Raw genomic sequence first — 15,263 nt, forward strand, 5'->3', positions numbered from 1 at the left:
GATGATCGTCGGGCGCGACCCGGACCAACTCGACGAGGCGGGTGTCGCCCGCGCGGCGATCGAATCCTGCGCCGAGAACGCCGCCGACGGGGTGACCGCGCCGGCACTGTGGTTCCTTGTTCTCGGCCTGCCCGGGCTGATCGCCTACAAGGCGGTGAACACGGCAGATTCGATGATCGGCCACCGGACCGACCGGCACCGGGCCTTCGGCTGGGCCTCCGCCCGTTTCGACGACCTGGTGAACTGGCCGGCGGCGCGCCTGTGCGGACTGGCGATGGCGGTGACCGCGCCGCTCTCCGGGCGCTCCGTCACCGAATGCATCGCCGTGATGCGCCGCGATGCGCCCAAGCACCGCTCGCCCAATGCCGGCTGGCCGGAAGCGGCGATGGCGGCGGTGCTGGGACTGGCGCTTGCCGGCCCGCGCGCCTATCCCGGCTATACGGTCGACGATCCGTTCATGAACGAGGACGGACGCAGGCAAGCGACGGCCGGCGACATTTCTCGGGCGCTCAAGGTCTTCCGCCACGCAATGGCGTTGCAGGCCGGCGCCGTCGCGCTGCTCGCCCTTCTCGTATTGTTGCTGTGAGGTCCGAAATGCTTCCCTTCGCCCCGTCGGCCGAGCGCAACAAGGACCCGATCCTGGCGGGCCTTGCTCCCCATCTGGCCGGGTGCCGGCGCGTTCTGGAAATCGGCAGCGGAACCGGCCAGCACGCCGTTCACATGACGCAGGCCCTGCCGCATCTCGTCTGGCAATGCAGCGACCTGCCCGACGCCGTTGCCGGCATCGCGGCGCGGCTGGAAAGCGAGGGAAATGAGCGTACCCCGCCGCCGCTCGCCCTTGACGTCGCCGCCCCGCCCTGGCCGCTGCCGGCAGCAGGCGCGGACGATGCCTTCGACGCGGTCTACACGGCGAACACGCTGCACATCATGTCGTTTGCCCGTGTCGGGCAGTTCTTCGCCCGCATCGGCGAGTTGCTGGCGCCAGGCGGGGTGTGCTGCGTCTACGGGCCGATGAAATATGCCGGCGCCTTCACCACCGACAGCAATGCCGCCTTCGACGCGCAGCTCAGGGCCGGCAATCCGGAGAGCGGCATCCGCGATTTCGAGGCGCTGGATGCACTGGCGAAGGATCAGGGGCTGGCGCTGGTCGAGGACATGGCCATGCCGGCGAACAACCGGCTGATCGTCTGGCGGCGGGCCGCCGGGTAGCGGGTGATCCGCCTCAGGCGGTCTCCTCGCCCGGGCGCCATCGCCGGATCGCCCGCAGCATGCCGGCGACCTTGCCGGGCCCGACCATCAGCAGGATGCCGACAAGCACCACGATTAGACTGGCGACAAGCCCCGGCAATTGCTCAAGCACCCAGTCGTTTGCGGCGAGATGGCGCATGTCCCCGAAGGTGAATGTCAGCCACGCCACCGTCCACAGGACGATGGCCTTCATGCCGACAAGAAAAACGAAGAGGCCGAGCAACGACACGCCCACCGTCTCGACCCGTTCCGAGATCGGGGCGGCTTTCGCATCCGCCGTCTCGAACCCCAGCCCGGCGACGAAAATGCGCGGAACAAGTACGAGCAGCAGGCAGAAGAGGAAGGCGGCGACCAGAAGAGTGGAGGAGATGGCTCCCGCAAGCCCTGTTCCGGCTCCGTAGCTCAGCGACAACGCATGAGGGAGCGACGGCAGAAAGACGACGAGCGCATAGGCAGCGAAAAGCCTGACCAGCAGCAATGCATAGGGCATGAATCAAGTCCGATCCGTTGAGGTTGGAAGGCCTCGAAAGCCCAAACCTACCCGGCACGGTTGCACTGGACAACCGTCAGCGGACAGCAATCTCCAGGGTCGCGTCGATGCCGAGGGCGCAATCGGGGGCAAGGCCCGGCAGAGGATCCGTCACGCCCCGGTGAGCCGAAACGCATGCCCGGGACAGCCCTCTCCTTGCGGCCCTTTCGGTGCGGCGAGGCGGCGGATCTAAAGCCCCGCCGCCGCCTTTCCGAAGAGCGTTTTTGCCCGCTCCGCCGTGTAGCGACCGAGGCGCACGTCCTCGGCGACAAGCGCCGGATCGCGCTCCTGCGGATCGCCGTAGCCGCCGCCGCCAGGCGTTTTCACGCGCACCCGGTCGCCCGGCTCCAGAGGAATGTCCTGCGCCTTGGACAGATGCTCGGGCACAATCGCCGTACCCCCTTGCCAGACGGTGACGGAATTGGGCTCGCCGTCCTCGCCGCCAAGCGCGCCCTGCGGGCCGAAGCGGCCGTGATCCATCACGAAACTTGCCGTGGCGTGGCCGCGCAGCAGCTCGATCTCGTAATCGAGCCCGAAACCGCCGCGATGGCGTCCAGCGCCGCCCGAGCCCTCGCGCAGGGCGTAGCGGTGATAGAGCACCGGGAACTGCTGCTCCATGATCTCCACCGGCGGGGCCTTGGAAATGCCGATGGTGGAACAGCCGTTGGAAAGCCCGTCGTGATCCGAGTTGCCGCCATAGCCGCCGCCCGAGATCTGGTACATGACGAAGCCCGCCCCGCGCGCCGGATCGACGCCGCCAAGGGCGAAGTTGCCTGAGCTGCCAGCTGGCGCGGCCGTCACCCGGTCGGGCAGCGCCTCGACAAGGGCGGCGAAGACCGCCTCGGCGATGCGCTGGCTGACTTCGGCGGCGCAGCCCGAGACGGGGCGCGGATAATGGGCGTCGAGGAAGGTGTCCACGGGACGGACGATGGTCAGCGGCTCGAAGGCACCGGCCGATATCGGCACGTCGGGGAAGATGTGGCGCATGGCGAGGTACACGGATGAATGGGTCGTCGCCAGCACCGAGTTCATCGGCCCCCGGCAGGGCGGCGAGGAGCCCGCGAAGTCGAAGGTCAGTTCGCCATCCTTTGCCGTGATCGCAAGCCGGATCTCCAGCGGCTCGTTGACGACGCCGTCGCTGTCCACATAGGCGAGCGAGCGGTAGGTGCCATTGGGAATGAGCGCGACATTGGCCCGCATCTGCGCGGCCGCGCGCCGGCGCAACTCACCAATCGACTCGCACACCACATCGTCGCCATAGCGGTCGAGAATGCGCGCCAGACGCTCCGCCCCCACCAGGAGGGCCGCGGCCTGGGCCTTCACGTCGCCGATGCGCTGTTCCGAGACACGGATGTTGGAACAGATGATCGAGTAGATCTCCTGGTCGAGCACCCCCTTCTTGAACAGGCGCACGGGGGGAAGACGCAAGCCTTCCTGCTCCACGGATGTGGCCGATGCGGAAAAGCCACCCGGCACCGCGCCGCCGGTGTCCGGCCAGTGGCCGGTGTTGGAGAGCCAGCAGAAGATCTCGCCGTCCCGGTAGAAGGGCATGGCGAAGCGCACGTCCATCAGATGGGTGCCGCCGAGATAGGGGTCGTTGACGATGTAGATGTCGCCCGGCTCGGGAGCCGGCACGCGCCCCTCGCGGATCATCCCGATCAAGGTGCGGGTCGAATACTGCATGGTGCCGACGAAGACCGGCAATCCGCCCGCCCCTTGCGCGATGAGCGAGCCGTCCTCGGCCGAATAGATGCCGTCGGAGCGGTCGTTCGCCTCGGCGATGACCGGCGAGAATGCGGCACGCGAGAAGGTGAGGTCCATCTCGTCGCAGACCTGCTGCAGGCCCGACTGGATGACGCTCAGCGTGATCGGATCGATGCTCATGCGCCTGCTCCGCCGGTGCTGCCAAGGGTGATGATGATATTGCCGTCCCGGTCCTGTACCGCGTGGTCGCCCGGTTCGATGACGATGGTGGTGTCCATCTGCTCGACGATGGCGGGGCCCGCGATCTCCGCCGACAGCGGCAGGTGGTCGCGCCAGTAGACCGGCGTCTCGCGCCAGCCGTCGAACCAGACGGGACGCGTGCCGGTGCGTGCATCCTCAAGCGTCTGCCGGCGTCCGTCCGGATCGATCAGAAGGGCGAGGTCGATGCCGGGGCGGCGGCCGATGACGGAGGTGTTGACGTTGACGAGGCTGGCCTTGATCTCGGGAAGTTCGACGCGGAAGCGGCTGAAATAGGCTGCCTCGAAGAGGCTCTGCAGCTCGTCCACGCTCGGCGCGGGACCGGGCAGCGGCACCCGCAGCAGGTGAGTCTGGCCGATGAACTGCATGTCGACCGAAAAGATCTCCTTCAGTTCGTCGATGGGCACGTTCTCCTTTTCCACGAGCGCCCGCCCCTCCTCGCGCTGCTGGGAAAAGAGCGCATGCACCTGGGCGATGTCGAGCACGGCCAGCGGCCGGTTGACCGTGTTGACGAAATCGTGCCGCAGGTCGGCGACGACGCAGCCGAGCGCGTTGGTGATGCCCGGACGCGAGGGAACGAGAACACGCGGCACGCCGAGTTCGCGGGCAATCGCGGTCGCATGAAGCGGGCCGGCGCCGCCGAAGGCGAAGAGCGCATAGTCGCGCGGGTCCTCGCCAAGGCTGATGGAGACCATGCGCACCGCCTCGGCCATGCGGGTGTTGGCGATGCGCAACACGGCGGAGGCGGCCTCCTCGGCGCTGACGCCGAGCGGGGCGCCCAGCCTGGCGGCGAAGATCGCCACGAGATCCTCCCGCGAGACGCCGTTCGAGACGGAATTGAGCTTGTCCGGGTTCATCCGCCCCAGAAGCAGGTTGGCATCCGAGATGGTCGGCTCCGTGCCGCCGCGTCCGTAGCAGATCGGCCCGGGCACCGAACCGGCACTGTCCGGACCGACCTGGAGCAGGCCCGCCCGGGTGATGCGAGCGATCGAGCCGCCGCCGGCACCGACCGTGCGCACGTCCACCATGGGGACGTGGATCGGCATGGCGTATTCGATCTCGATCTCGTTGGAGACCGCAGGCTCCGCGTCGCGGATCAGCGCAACGTCCGTGGAAGTGCCGCCCATGTCGTAGGTGAGAAGGTTGGCGATGCCGGCGCGGCGACCGGTATAGGCGGCCGCCATGACGCCGGAGGCGGGCCCGGACATGACCGTCTTGGCCGCTTCGGCTGCAACGCGGCGGGCCGAGACCATGCCGCCATTGCCGTTCATGACAAGAACGTCGTGGCGGTAGCCGTCGCGGGCCAACTCGTCCGCCAGCCGCTCGACATAGCGGCGCAGGAGCGGCTGCACCGAGGCGTTGATCGCCGCCGTCACCCCGCGCTCGAACTCGCGGCTTTCCGACAGCAGCGCGTGGCCGAGCGTCACGTTCTCGTTCGGCCAGACCTCACGGGCGATCTCGCCGGCTCGCAGCTCGTGCTCCGGATTGGCGTAGGAATGCAGGAAGTGGATGACGAGCGCCTCGCAGCCCTTATCGAGCAGCGCCCGCATGGCCGCCTTCAGCGCGTCCTCGTCGAGGGGAACCCGCACGCTTCCGTCCGCGTGAAGCCGCTCGGGCACCTCAAGGCGCAGGTCGCGCGGGATGATCGGACGGAACTCGCCCTTCATGCCATAGGCATTCGGGCGGGTGCGACGGCCAAGTTCCAGCACGTCGCGAAACCCTTGCGTGGTGATGAAGCCGGTGCGGCAGAGATTGCGCTCCAGCACCGCATTGGTCGTCGTCGTGGTGCCGTGGACGATGAGGTCGATGGCGGTGAGGTCGGCGTCCACCAGCTCCAGCGTCGTGCGCACGCCGACGGCCTGGTTCTGCAGCGTCGTCGGCGTCTTGGCGAGGCGGACCCGGCCATGGGCGGAATCGAACAGCACGAGGTCGGTGAAGGTGCCGCCGACATCGATGCCGGCGACAAGCGCGGTGCGCCCCGCCGCGTCGGTCTCTTCCGGTTTTTCTGCGTCGGCGATCGACGGGGTCATGTTCATGGACGCCTCTTTGCTATCGACATCGTGCGGCGAAGGATGATGGGGCTACGGGCCGGAGGACGCATGTCAGGCCGGGCGACTGCGGATTGCGGCAAGAACCTTGTCGGGCGTCGCGGGAAGGTTCGTGACCCTGGCCCCGCAGGCATCGGCAATGGCGTTCAGGATCGCCGGCGCGGTCGGGATCAGGCAATGCTCGCCGAGCCCCTTGGCGCCATAAGGCCCGTGCATGTCGCCGGTCTCGATGATCAGCGTCTCGATCGGCGGCACGTCGCCAATGGTCGGGATCAGATAATCATGCAGGTTTTCCGTGCGACCCGGCAGGAACTCCTCCATCAGAGCCATGCCGATGCCCTGGGCGATGCCGCCCTGCACCTGCCCCTCGACCAGGAGCGGATTGATCGCCTTGCCGACATCGTGGGCGGCGGTGATCTTCAGGAGCCGCACGGTGCCGAGCTGCATGTCGACCTCGAGTTCGGCGATCTGCGCGGCCGTGCCGAAGACGGCATAGGGCACACCCTGGCCGTTCTCATCCAGCGGCGAGGTCGGCGGGTCGTAGGTCTCGACCGCCTCGATCACATAGGCCGGGCTGTCCGGTGCAAGGTCGGCGAGCGCGATGGTGCGCCGTCCGTCCTTGTCCGAAAGCCGGATCTCGCCGTCCGCGACGTCGATTTCCGCCGTGTCCGACACGTTGCCGAGGCGCAGGAGACGGGCACGCAGCGCCTCGCCGCAGAGACGTGCCGCATTGCCGGTGACGAAGGTCTGACGGCTCGCCGAGGTCTTGCCCGCATCCGGCGTCACGTCCGTATCCGGCCCGACGATGGCAATCGCCTCGACGGAAACGCCGAGCGCGGTGGCGAAGATCTGGGCGATGACCGTGTTCGACCCCTGGCCGATATCGGTCGCGCCCTGGTGCAGCACCACGCGGCCATCGGCCGTTATTCCGGCGCGGATCGTGGAAGGATTGCTCATGGACGTGTTGCCACAGCCGTACCAGCCGCCGGCGATACCGACGCCGCGACGGAGGTGTCCACCCCGCGCGTTGAACGCTTCCGCCTCCGCAATCGCCGCATCCCAGCGCGGTTTCAGCGCGTCGAAACACTCGATGATGCCCATGCCGCGCTCGAAGACCTGGCCAGTGACGGTCGGATCGCCATTGGCGAGCGCGTTGCGGCGGCGGAACTCAAGGCGGTCGATGCCGAGCCGGTCGGCCAACTCGTCGTAAAGCGGTTCCTGGGCCAGAGCCGACTGGGGCACGCCGAAGCCTCGGAAGGCGCCGGCGGGAGCGGTGTTGGTGTGGATGCCGGCGCTGCGGGCGACATAATTCGGCGTCCGGTAGGGACCGGAAGCGTGGATCGGCACGCGGTTGGCGACCGTCGGACCCCAACTCGCATAGGCACCGGTGTTGAACGTGCCGTCGAACTCGACGGCGACGATGCGCCCCTCGGTGTCCGCACCGATGCGCATGCGGATCTCGGACGGGTGGCGCTTGGTGGAGGTCGCGATCGACTCGACCCGCGAATAGGTGACCCGGACCGGCCGGTTCAGGATCCAGGCGGCCAACGCCACATAGGGCTGGGTGGTCAGATCGAGCTTGGAGCCAAAGCCGCCGCCTGTTGCCGTCGGCACGACACGCACAGCCTCCTTCGGCAGACCGAGAAGTCCGGCGATGCCGTCGCGGTTCATCACGGGTGCCTGGGTACAGCAATGGACCTCTATCCGGTCCCCGATACGCCGGGCGAAGGCGGCCTCGGGTTCGATATAGCCATGCTCGATGAAGCCGGTGGAGAATTCGCCCTCGACCACCACCGCCGCGCGCTCCATGGCGGCTTCCGGCTCGCCGCGCCGGACGAAGCCACGGCACATGACATTGTCGCCGCGCTTCTCGTGCAGGTTGGCGATGCCGCCGGCATCGGCCGGAAGAAGGGCGGCGGGCAGTTCCTCGTAGGCGACGGGGAAATCGGACAGGTCGAGCGCATTGACGAGATCGGCCGGACCGACGATCGCCGCGACTGCCTCGCCGCGAAAGCGGATCTCCGCTTCAGCGAACATCGGCTGGTCCTCGAAGCCCGGAATGACGCCAAAACGGTTCTCACCGGGCACGTCTGCCGCCGAAAGCACCAGATCGAGCCCGCGCGAGCGCGCCCAGCCACCGATGTCGCCAAGGGTGAAGCGGGCGCGGTGATGGGGGCTTCTGACAAGGCGCAGGGTGAGCGCATCGGCGGGCGCAACGTCATCTCCGAAAAGTTCGGTGCCCGTCACCTTGGGCCAGCCGTCGACGCGCGCCATGGCCGCGCCCACGCCGCCGGCGGCCGGCATGCCGGTGCCACCGGCATCGAGCACCGCGTCGATGATCTTGCGGTAGCCGGTGCAGCGACAGAGAACACCGCCGAGCGCGTCGCGCACGGCCTCCTCACACGGCTCCCCGTCCTCGCGCAGGAGGGCGAGCGCGGACACCATCATGCCGGGAGTACAGATGCCGCACTGGGCGGCCTGGTGGCGCTGGAAGGCGCGGGCGAGCGCTTCGGCCTTCGGATCGGAGGCGATGAGCCCGGCAAGCGTCTCGACATCCGCGCCCTCGACCTGGCCAAGCGCCGTCGTGCAGGAGCAGACCGGCCTGCCGTCGACAAGCACGGTGCAGGCGCCGCAGTCGCCGGCATCGCAGCCGACCTTGACGTCGCGGACCCCTGCCCGCTCGCGCAAGGCCAGCGACAGTCGTTCGACCGGATCGGCGACAATGTGCGCCGGCTTTCCGTTGAGGACGAGGGACACCCCGGTCCTTTCCTCGATATCCGTCAGCGCCATGCTTTCCCTCCCCGCTCAATGGCCGCCATCACGGTGCGGGCAACAAGCTCGCGCGCCGCATCGAGGCGGTATTCGGCGCTCGCACGGACATCGTTGATTGGCGAAAGTTCCGCGAAGGCGGCATCCGCCAGCGCATTTCGGACCGCCGTTCCGGAGGCCTCGACCCCGCGAAGGGCGGCCTCGACGCCGGCAAGGCGGCACGCCACCGCGGAGCATGCTCCGACGGCGACACGTGCCTGGCCGATCCTCCCCGCGCCATCGAGCGACACGGCGGCGGCGACCATGGCAATGGAAATGACCAGATAGCGCCGGGCGCCGAGTTTCAGGAAATGGGTCCGGTCCGCGCTCCAGTCCGGAACGAGGATCGCTGTAACGATCTCGCCGGGGGCCAGGGCCGTCTTGCGAACGCCCAGAATGAAGTCGCCAAGCGGCAGTTCGCGCAAGCCCTGCGGGCCGGCAAGCTCGACACGGGCCTCCAACGTCAGAAGCGGGGGAACGCCGTCAGCGGCCGGCGAGGCATTGCAGAGATTGCCGGCGATGGTGCCCGCGTTCTGGATCTGGATCGAGCCGACCTCGCGGGCGGCAAGCCGCAGACCGTCAAAAAGCGGCGGGAGGTCCGCCCTCGCGATGTCCGTCCAGGTGGTCATGGCGCCGATGCGCCAACCATGGTCCCGCCGCGAGATGCCCCGGAGCGCCGCGATGCGGCCGAGATCGACGACGGGAGCCAAAGGTCTCCGCCCGCCCAGCGCGGGGAAGAAATCGGTCCCCCCCGCCAACACACGTGCCTCGCCCCAGCTGAGGAAGGAAAGCGCGCCATCCACCGTGTCCGGCCTGTGAAACTGCATCGGCACCCTCAATGGATTTCGTTTGCATACTAACAACGTTACCGCTCAGTCGAAATTCCTGTCAAGCACTCGGATGCGCCATTCCGATCAAAGTTTCATCATGCATTTTTTGGTTGCGCTTGCCGATTTTTTTCGTTTGCATGCTAACGATAAACATCTCGTCCTCCCTTTCGCAAGGAGCGCCCAGATCATGACGGACACACTCGCAGACGACCGCCCGATCCTCGCGGGCGCCCCCTCCCCCTTCGCAGTACCGGCCGGCTGCCACGCGCTCAGCGTCACCGAGGTGCAGCACTATACGGACACGCTGTTCCGCTTCCGCATCACCCGGCCGCAGGAGTTCCGCTTTCGCTCGGGCGAGTTCGTGATGATCGGCCTGCCGAACGCGGAAAAGCCTGTCTTCCGCGCCTACTCCGTGGCAAGCCCTGCCTGGGACGAGGAGCTGGAATTCTATTCGATCAAGGTGCCGGACGGTCCCCTGACCCAGCATCTGCAGAAGATCCGCCCCGGCGACACGGTGCTCATGCGCAAGAAGGCGACCGGCACGCTGGTCAACGACGCGCTGCTTCCCGGCAAGCGGCTGTGGATGTTCTCCACCGGCACGGGAATCGCCCCCTTCGCGAGCCTCATCCGCGACCCCGAAACCTATGACAAGTTCGAGGCCATCCATCTCGTCCATGGCTGCCGGACCGTCGCCGAGCTGAAATACGGCGAGGATCTCGTCGCGGCACTGCGCTCCGATCCACTGATCGGCGAGATGGTCGAGGGCCACCTTCACCACTACACGAGCGTGACCCGCGAGGCCTTTCCCCGCCAGGGCCGGGTCACCGACCTGATCAGCTCCGGGAAGCTCTTCGACGATCTCGGCGTGCCGCGCATGGGACCGGCCGAGGACCGCGCGATGATCTGCGGCTCGATGGCGATGCTCAAGGACACGAAGGAGCTTTGCCTCGGTCACGGGCTCGAGGAAGGCGCAAACAACAAACCGGCGCAATTCGTGGTTGAACGGGCCTTCGTGGACTGACCCGACCTGCCGCGGCGCGCGGCAGCGCTGCCCGATAAATCAGCGCGGGGCGCGCTCAAATCCGATTGACACCAAAATCCCGCATATGTTTGCATACTAACGAAGCGAGCATACGTGCCAGCAGGAGTCACGACGTTGACTGCAGCCGATGGAAAGCCTGAAAAGATCAGGTGTGATGCCTGCCCGGTGATGTGCTACATCGCCGAGGGCCGCTCCGGCGCTTGCGACCGATACGCCAATGACGGCGGCCAGCTCGTCCGTCTCGATCCGCTGACGATCCTCCGGCAGCGCGCCGAAAGCGGCGGCGAGGTCGTGCCTTTCCTCGACAAGGAATGGGACGGCGACATCCTCCCTTCCGAGGGCGGTTTCGTCACCGCGATCGGCGCGGGAACCACTTATCCCGACTACAAGCCCGCTCCCTTCATCGTCGCCTCGAAGGTCGACGGCGTGGACATGGTCACCGTCGTGACGGAGGGCATTTTCAGCTATTGCGGCGTGAAGCTGAAGATCGACACCGACCGGCATCTTGGCGACGAGTGTTCGCCCGTTCGCGCCGACGGCGAGGTCATCGGCCACGTGACCACCTCGGAATACGGCAGCCAGATGCTGTCGCTCGGCGGGGTTCACCACCTGACCGGCGGGTCCAAGAAGGAAGGCCGCGTCACCTGTTCCTCCATGCTGGCGCTGTGCAACGGCGAGGCGGTCGAACTGACCATCGACGGTGGCGCCACGCTGACCGTGCAGGCAGGCCAGGCGCCCGTCATCAACGGCCAGACCGAGGAACGCATGCGCGTTGGCTGCGGCTCGGCGACCGTCGGCATGTTCGCCGCCCAATGGAACGGGCTGGTCGACGAGGTGGTCGTCGTGGACGACCACATCACCGGCGTCATTTCCGAGCATCAGGCCGGCAAGGTGATCGGCTGGGCGCCGACCGGCATCCGCATCAAGGGCCGCCGCTCGACGCCGGGTCGCTACTTCCAGGTCGCCGACCCGGGCACGGGCTGGGGCGGCACCAACCTCACCGATCCGCTCGCGATCCTGGGCACGTTCGACCCGAAGGCGGCCCGCCCGGGCCTCTCCATCCTGATGGTGTCGACGACGGGCGAGCACTCCGCCTATTTCGAGCTCGACGAGGCGCTGTTGCCCGTCGAGAAGGACATGCCGGCGCGGCTCGCGCCCTCGGTCCAGAGGATCGCCGACAATTGCGAGCCGGCGCTCACCTCCGTGATCTTCATGGCCGGCGCCGGCGGGTCGCTGCGCTCGGGTGTGACCGAGCACCCGGTCGGGCTTACCCGCTCGGTGCAGGGCGCCCTCACCTATGTGAGCTGTGGCGGCGCGCCGGTCTATGTCTGGCCGGGCGGCGGCATCACCTTCATGGCCGATGTCACGCGCCTGCCGAAGAACGCCTTCGGCTACGTGCCGACACCCGCGCTCGTCGCGCCGATCGAGTTCACCATGCGCGCCGAGGACTACCAGGCGCTCGGCGGCCACATGGACTATGTGATGCCCCTTTCGGAGGCCCTGGAGGGCAAGACCGGCCGGCAGAACGACCACATCCTGAAGGGCCGGCGCGGGGTGCAGCCATCCACGGGCAATCCCTGGCCGACGGGATCGGACAATTTCCCCTGGCGGGGGCGCTCGGCATGACCGCTCCGGCCCGGATGCATGGTGCGACCGCGCGGCTTCTGGCCGATGGTCGCCGATTGCATCTCCAGCACGGGCCGATCGACCTGGTGATCGAGGCAAGCGGCAGGGCCGACGAGGTGGCGCTTGCCTACCGGCAGGCCTGCGAGGCCTTCGGTCCCGTTCTCGACGAGCTCGTCGCCGAACTGCCAAGGCTGCGCGCGCCCTCGGGTCCCCTTCCCGACGGAGCTGTCGCACGCCGCATGGCGGCTGCGATCGCCCCGTTCACGCCCGTCTTCGTCACCCCCATGGCGGCTGTGGCCGGCAGCGTCGCGGACCATGTGCTCGCCGCCCTGGTCAAGGGGCGCGATCTGGACCGCGCCTACGTGAACAATGGCGGCGACATCGCGCTTCACCTTGCGCGAGGGACATTCCGCGTCGGCATCTGCGAGGATCCGGTGGCGGGAACGGCGGGTGGCATCGTGACGCTCTCGCCCGGAGACGGGATCGGCGGCATCGCCACCAGCGGCTGGCGCGGACGCTCGCACTCTCTCGGCATCGCCGACGCGGTGACCGTGCTGGCCGAAACGGCGGCCCGCGCCGACGCGGCCGCGACCCTGATCGCCAATGCCGTCGACCTTCCCGGCTCGCCCCGCGTGACCCGGACGCCGGCCAGCGACCTTGCTCCCGACAGCGACCTGGGCGCCCGTCCGGTCACCGTCGCGGTCGCGCCGCTGTCACCGCCGGAGATCGACGAGGCCCTCGCCCGTGGCGAGGCGGCCGCCCGTGCCCATGAGCGCTCCGGGCTGATCCGGGCCGCCTTCCTTGGCCTGGCCGGAGAGCGGCGAACCGTTTCCGGCGCCCACCCTGCCGGGGCCACCCTTTCTTTCGCTTCCTGGAGGACCAAAGCCTGTGCCTGAGCCGATCCTGCGCAAGAGCGCCATCATCGTTGAGGAAATTTTTCATGAGGGCGGACCGGTCGCGTCCGTGCCGCTGAAGCGCGCAGCCGCGCTCTGCGTCATCCAGAACCCGTTCGCGGGTCAGTATGTCGAGGACATCACCCCCTTCATGGACGATCTGAAGCCGCTCGGCCTGAAGATGGCCAGGGACCTGATCGACGCGCTCGGCGGCGATCCCTCCGTGGTCGAGGGCTACGGCAAGGGCGCCATAATCGGCGCGGCCGGCGAGTTGGAACACGGGGCCCTCTGGCACGCACCGGGCGGTTATTCGATGCGCGAAGTGCTGCCGAACTCCATGGCGATCGTGCCGTCGACGAAGAAGATCGGCGGTCCCGGCACGCGGCTCGACGTGCCGATCACCCACACCAACGCCTCCTATGTGCGCTCCCATTTCGACGCCATGGAGGTCGGCATGAACGACAGCCCGCGCGCCAACGAGATGATGCTCGTCCTGGTCATGACCACGGGCCCGCGCATCCACAACCGCGCCGGCGGCCTGAAGGCTTCCGAGGTCGTCGGCAAGGACGGCCTCAGATGAGCCTGCCGGTCCGCAAGATCGTGACCCATTGCGAGGTGACGCGGCAAGAGATGGGCCAGGCGGTGACACCGCCGGCCCGCCGTGCGGTGGCGGCGGCGATCCTCGCCAACCCCTGCGCCGGGCGCTTTCATGCGGACCTCTCGCCGCTGATCGACATGGCTACCGAGCTCGGCGACCTTCTGACCCGCCGAGCGCTGGCCGCGCTCGGCATCGAGGCCGCCGCCATCCAGAGTTTCGGCAAGGCGGCCATGATCGGCGAGAACGGCGAGCTGGAACATGCCGCCGCGCTGCTGCATCCGAGCCTCGGCGCGCCGATGCGTGCAGTGCTCGGCGGCGGCAAGGCGCTCGTTCCCTCGGCAAAGAAGATGGGCGGACCGGGCCAGTCGCTCGACATCCCGCTCGGCCACAAGGACGCGGCCTATGTGCGCTCCCATTTCGACGCGGTGGAAATCCGTGTGGCCGACGCCCCGCAGCCAAACGAGGTGCTCGTCGCCATCGCGCTGTCGCCGGGCGGGCGGCCAATCCCCCGTGTCGGCGGGCTCGTCCACGGGGAAATCAGGGGTGACGACGGCTTGAGATAGCTTCGGTCAAAGGGAGAACTGCCATGGAATTCGTGCGGAACGCCTGGTACGTCGCAGGCTGGTCGTCGGAAATCGACCAGGAGCTGCGGCGCTTCACGATCCTCGACGAGCACATCGTTCTCTTCCGCAAATCGGACGGGACGGTGGCCGCGCTCGAGGACCGGTGTCCGCACCGGCTTCTCCCGCTGTCCCTGGGCAAGCGTCTCGGCGACACGGTCCAGTGCGGCTATCACGGCATGACGTTCGATGCCTCCGGCATGTGCGTGCGCATCCCCGGCCAGTCGAACCTGCCCCCCTCGGCCTATGTGGAGAGTTATCCGGTCGAGGAACGTCACAACATCGTCTGGATCTGGATGGGCGATCACGACAAGGCCGATCCGGACGAAATCTTCGACATGCCGGAGTTTTCCGATCCGGCCTGGGCCGCGCATCAAGGCGACGCGCTGCACCTGAAGGCGAACTACATGAACGTGGCGGAGAACCTGGTCGATCCGGCCCATGTGAGCTTCGTGCACCCGACCACGCTCGGCAACCCGGCATCGGAGAACGTGCCGGTGCATGTCTCGACAGAAGGCAAGGTGATCGTCGCCTGGCGCTGGATCCGCGACAGCGAACCGGTCGGCTTCTTCAAGGCCTTCGGCGGCTTTACCGAGAATGTCGACCGCTGGCACTACTACTATCTGCACACGCCCTGCACCGCCGTGATCGACTTCGGCAGCGCCCCGACCCGCGACGCGATCGGGGAGGACGAGCGCGACAGGGGCGTGCGCGTCTTCGCCCTGCATTTCATGACGCCCGTCACCGCCAACTACACGATCGATCGCTGGATGCATCTGCGCAACACGGCGCTCGACGACGACACCGCCGCCGACACGATGGACACCCTGCTGCGCAAGGCGTTCCAGGAGGACAAGTCGGTGCTCGAAGCCATCCAGGAGCAGGAGGAGCGCCCCCAGAAACGCAGGCCCATCCGCATCGCCATCGACAAGGGACCGATGGTCTACCGCAAACGCATTTCCGAACTGATCGAGAAGGAGCGTACGCAGGACCTCGCGTCCAACCCGACCCCCGCCTACGTCTACCACGACTGAGGCATGCGGTTTTCCAAGGCGCGCA

The 15,263-nt window shown here is 67.7% G+C and carries 13 protein-coding genes; 8 read left to right on the forward strand and 5 right to left on the reverse strand.

Annotated elements, in window-relative coordinates; all coding sequences use genetic code 11:
- Together RBB46_RS18960 and RBB46_RS18965 are read left to right on the forward strand one after the other, a co-directional pair.
- Positions 1 to 586, forward strand: a 586-nt coding sequence (locus tag RBB46_RS18960; RefSeq protein WP_306030594.1) for a CobD/CbiB family cobalamin biosynthesis protein, incomplete at its 5' end; no start/stop codon positions are given.
- A gap of 8 nt (positions 587 to 594) precedes the next feature.
- Positions 595 to 1,209 (forward strand): DUF938 domain-containing protein, encoded by a 615-nt coding sequence (locus RBB46_RS18965; protein ID WP_306030595.1) that lies wholly within the window; start codon positions 595 to 597, stop codon positions 1,207 to 1,209.
- A 13-nt stretch (positions 1,210 to 1,222) separates the two neighbouring features.
- Here the strand turns inward: RBB46_RS18965 and RBB46_RS18970 are convergent, their stop codons facing one another.
- The 5 genes from RBB46_RS18970 to RBB46_RS18990 all read right to left on the reverse strand — a co-directional run bounded on the left by RBB46_RS18970 (position 1,223) and on the right by RBB46_RS18990 (position 9,422).
- Entirely contained in the window at positions 1,223 to 1,738 is a 516-nt protein-coding gene (locus tag RBB46_RS18970; protein ID WP_306030596.1) for a hypothetical protein, read from the reverse strand.
- 228 nt (positions 1,739 to 1,966) lie between these two features.
- The gene (locus tag RBB46_RS18975; RefSeq protein ID WP_306030597.1) at positions 1,967 to 3,661 is read right to left on the reverse strand and encodes a hydantoinase B/oxoprolinase family protein; all 1,695 of its coding nucleotides are present in this window, start codon (positions 3,659 to 3,661) and stop codon (positions 1,967 to 1,969) included.
- Positions 3,658 to 5,769, reverse strand: coding sequence for a hydantoinase/oxoprolinase family protein (locus RBB46_RS18980; protein WP_306030672.1), 2,112 nt, complete (start codon positions 5,767 to 5,769; stop codon positions 3,658 to 3,660). The genes RBB46_RS18975 and RBB46_RS18980 overlap by 4 nt, the downstream gene beginning before the upstream one ends.
- Positions 5,770 to 5,841: 72 nt before the next feature.
- The gene (locus RBB46_RS18985; protein WP_306030598.1) at positions 5,842 to 8,577 is read right to left on the reverse strand and encodes a molybdopterin cofactor-binding domain-containing protein; all 2,736 of its coding nucleotides are present in this window, start codon (positions 8,575 to 8,577) and stop codon (positions 5,842 to 5,844) included.
- Entirely contained in the window at positions 8,568 to 9,422 is an 855-nt protein-coding gene (locus tag RBB46_RS18990) for a xanthine dehydrogenase family protein subunit M (RefSeq protein WP_306030599.1), read from the reverse strand. Before RBB46_RS18990 ends, RBB46_RS18985 begins: the two co-directional genes overlap by 10 nt.
- A gap of 190 nt (positions 9,423 to 9,612) precedes the next feature.
- On the opposite strand from RBB46_RS18990, the gene RBB46_RS18995 reads away from it, so the two are divergent.
- The 6 genes from RBB46_RS18995 (at position 9,613) to RBB46_RS19020 (ending at position 15,238) form a co-directional block, all read left to right on the forward strand.
- On the forward strand, positions 9,613 to 10,446 hold the full coding sequence (locus tag RBB46_RS18995) for a ferredoxin--NADP reductase (RefSeq protein WP_306030600.1): 834 nt from the start codon (positions 9,613 to 9,615) through the stop codon (positions 10,444 to 10,446).
- 189 nt (positions 10,447 to 10,635) lie between these two features.
- Positions 10,636 to 12,093, forward strand: coding sequence for a 6-hydroxynicotinate reductase (locus RBB46_RS19000; RefSeq protein ID WP_306030673.1), 1,458 nt, complete (start codon positions 10,636 to 10,638; stop codon positions 12,091 to 12,093).
- A 14-nt stretch (positions 12,094 to 12,107) separates the two neighbouring features.
- Complete coding sequence (locus RBB46_RS19005; protein WP_306030674.1) at positions 12,108 to 12,989, forward strand: UPF0280 family protein; 882 nt, start codon at positions 12,108 to 12,110, stop codon at positions 12,987 to 12,989.
- Positions 12,982 to 13,566 carry an amino acid synthesis family protein gene (locus tag RBB46_RS19010; RefSeq protein ID WP_306030601.1) on the forward strand — a complete coding sequence of 195 codons (585 nt, stop codon included), beginning with the start codon at positions 12,982 to 12,984 and terminating at the stop codon, positions 13,564 to 13,566. The genes RBB46_RS19005 and RBB46_RS19010 overlap by 8 nt, the downstream gene beginning before the upstream one ends.
- Positions 13,563 to 14,147, forward strand: coding sequence for an amino acid synthesis family protein (locus tag RBB46_RS19015; RefSeq protein WP_306030602.1), 585 nt, complete (start codon positions 13,563 to 13,565; stop codon positions 14,145 to 14,147). Before RBB46_RS19010 ends, RBB46_RS19015 begins: the two co-directional genes overlap by 4 nt.
- Positions 14,148 to 14,170: 23 nt before the next feature.
- Positions 14,171 to 15,238 carry an aromatic ring-hydroxylating dioxygenase subunit alpha gene (locus tag RBB46_RS19020; protein WP_306030603.1) on the forward strand — a complete coding sequence of 356 codons (1,068 nt, stop codon included), beginning with the start codon at positions 14,171 to 14,173 and terminating at the stop codon, positions 15,236 to 15,238.
- Positions 15,239 to 15,263: the final 25 nt, after the last annotated feature.

Origin of the sequence: Stappia sp. MMSF_3263 (assembly GCF_030733745.1) — a bacterium.
Taxonomy (GTDB): Bacteria; Pseudomonadota; Alphaproteobacteria; order Rhizobiales; family Stappiaceae; genus Stappia.

Coding starts and splice junctions, on each gene's coding strand:
- RBB46_RS18965 (WP_306030595.1), top strand. CDS start 595: ATGCTTCCCTTCGCCCCGTCGGCCGAGCGCAACAAGGACCCGATCCTG.
- RBB46_RS18970 (WP_306030596.1), bottom strand. CDS start 1,738: ATGCCCTATGCATTGCTGCTGGTCAGGCTTTTCGCTGCCTATGCGCTC.
- RBB46_RS18975 (WP_306030597.1), bottom strand. CDS start 3,661: ATGAGCATCGATCCGATCACGCTGAGCGTCATCCAGTCGGGCCTGCAG.
- RBB46_RS18980 (WP_306030672.1), bottom strand. CDS start 5,769: ATGACCCCGTCGATCGCCGACGCAGAAAAACCGGAAGAGACCGACGCG.
- RBB46_RS18985 (WP_306030598.1), bottom strand. CDS start 8,577: ATGGCGCTGACGGATATCGAGGAAAGGACCGGGGTGTCCCTCGTCCTC.
- RBB46_RS18990 (WP_306030599.1), bottom strand. CDS start 9,422: ATGCAGTTTCACAGGCCGGACACGGTGGATGGCGCGCTTTCCTTCCTC.
- RBB46_RS18995 (WP_306030600.1), top strand. CDS start 9,613: ATGACGGACACACTCGCAGACGACCGCCCGATCCTCGCGGGCGCCCCC.
- RBB46_RS19000 (WP_306030673.1), top strand. CDS start 10,636: ATGTGCTACATCGCCGAGGGCCGCTCCGGCGCTTGCGACCGATACGCC.
- RBB46_RS19005 (WP_306030674.1), top strand. CDS start 12,108: ATGCATGGTGCGACCGCGCGGCTTCTGGCCGATGGTCGCCGATTGCAT.
- RBB46_RS19015 (WP_306030602.1), top strand. CDS start 13,563: ATGAGCCTGCCGGTCCGCAAGATCGTGACCCATTGCGAGGTGACGCGG.
- RBB46_RS19020 (WP_306030603.1), top strand. CDS start 14,171: ATGGAATTCGTGCGGAACGCCTGGTACGTCGCAGGCTGGTCGTCGGAA.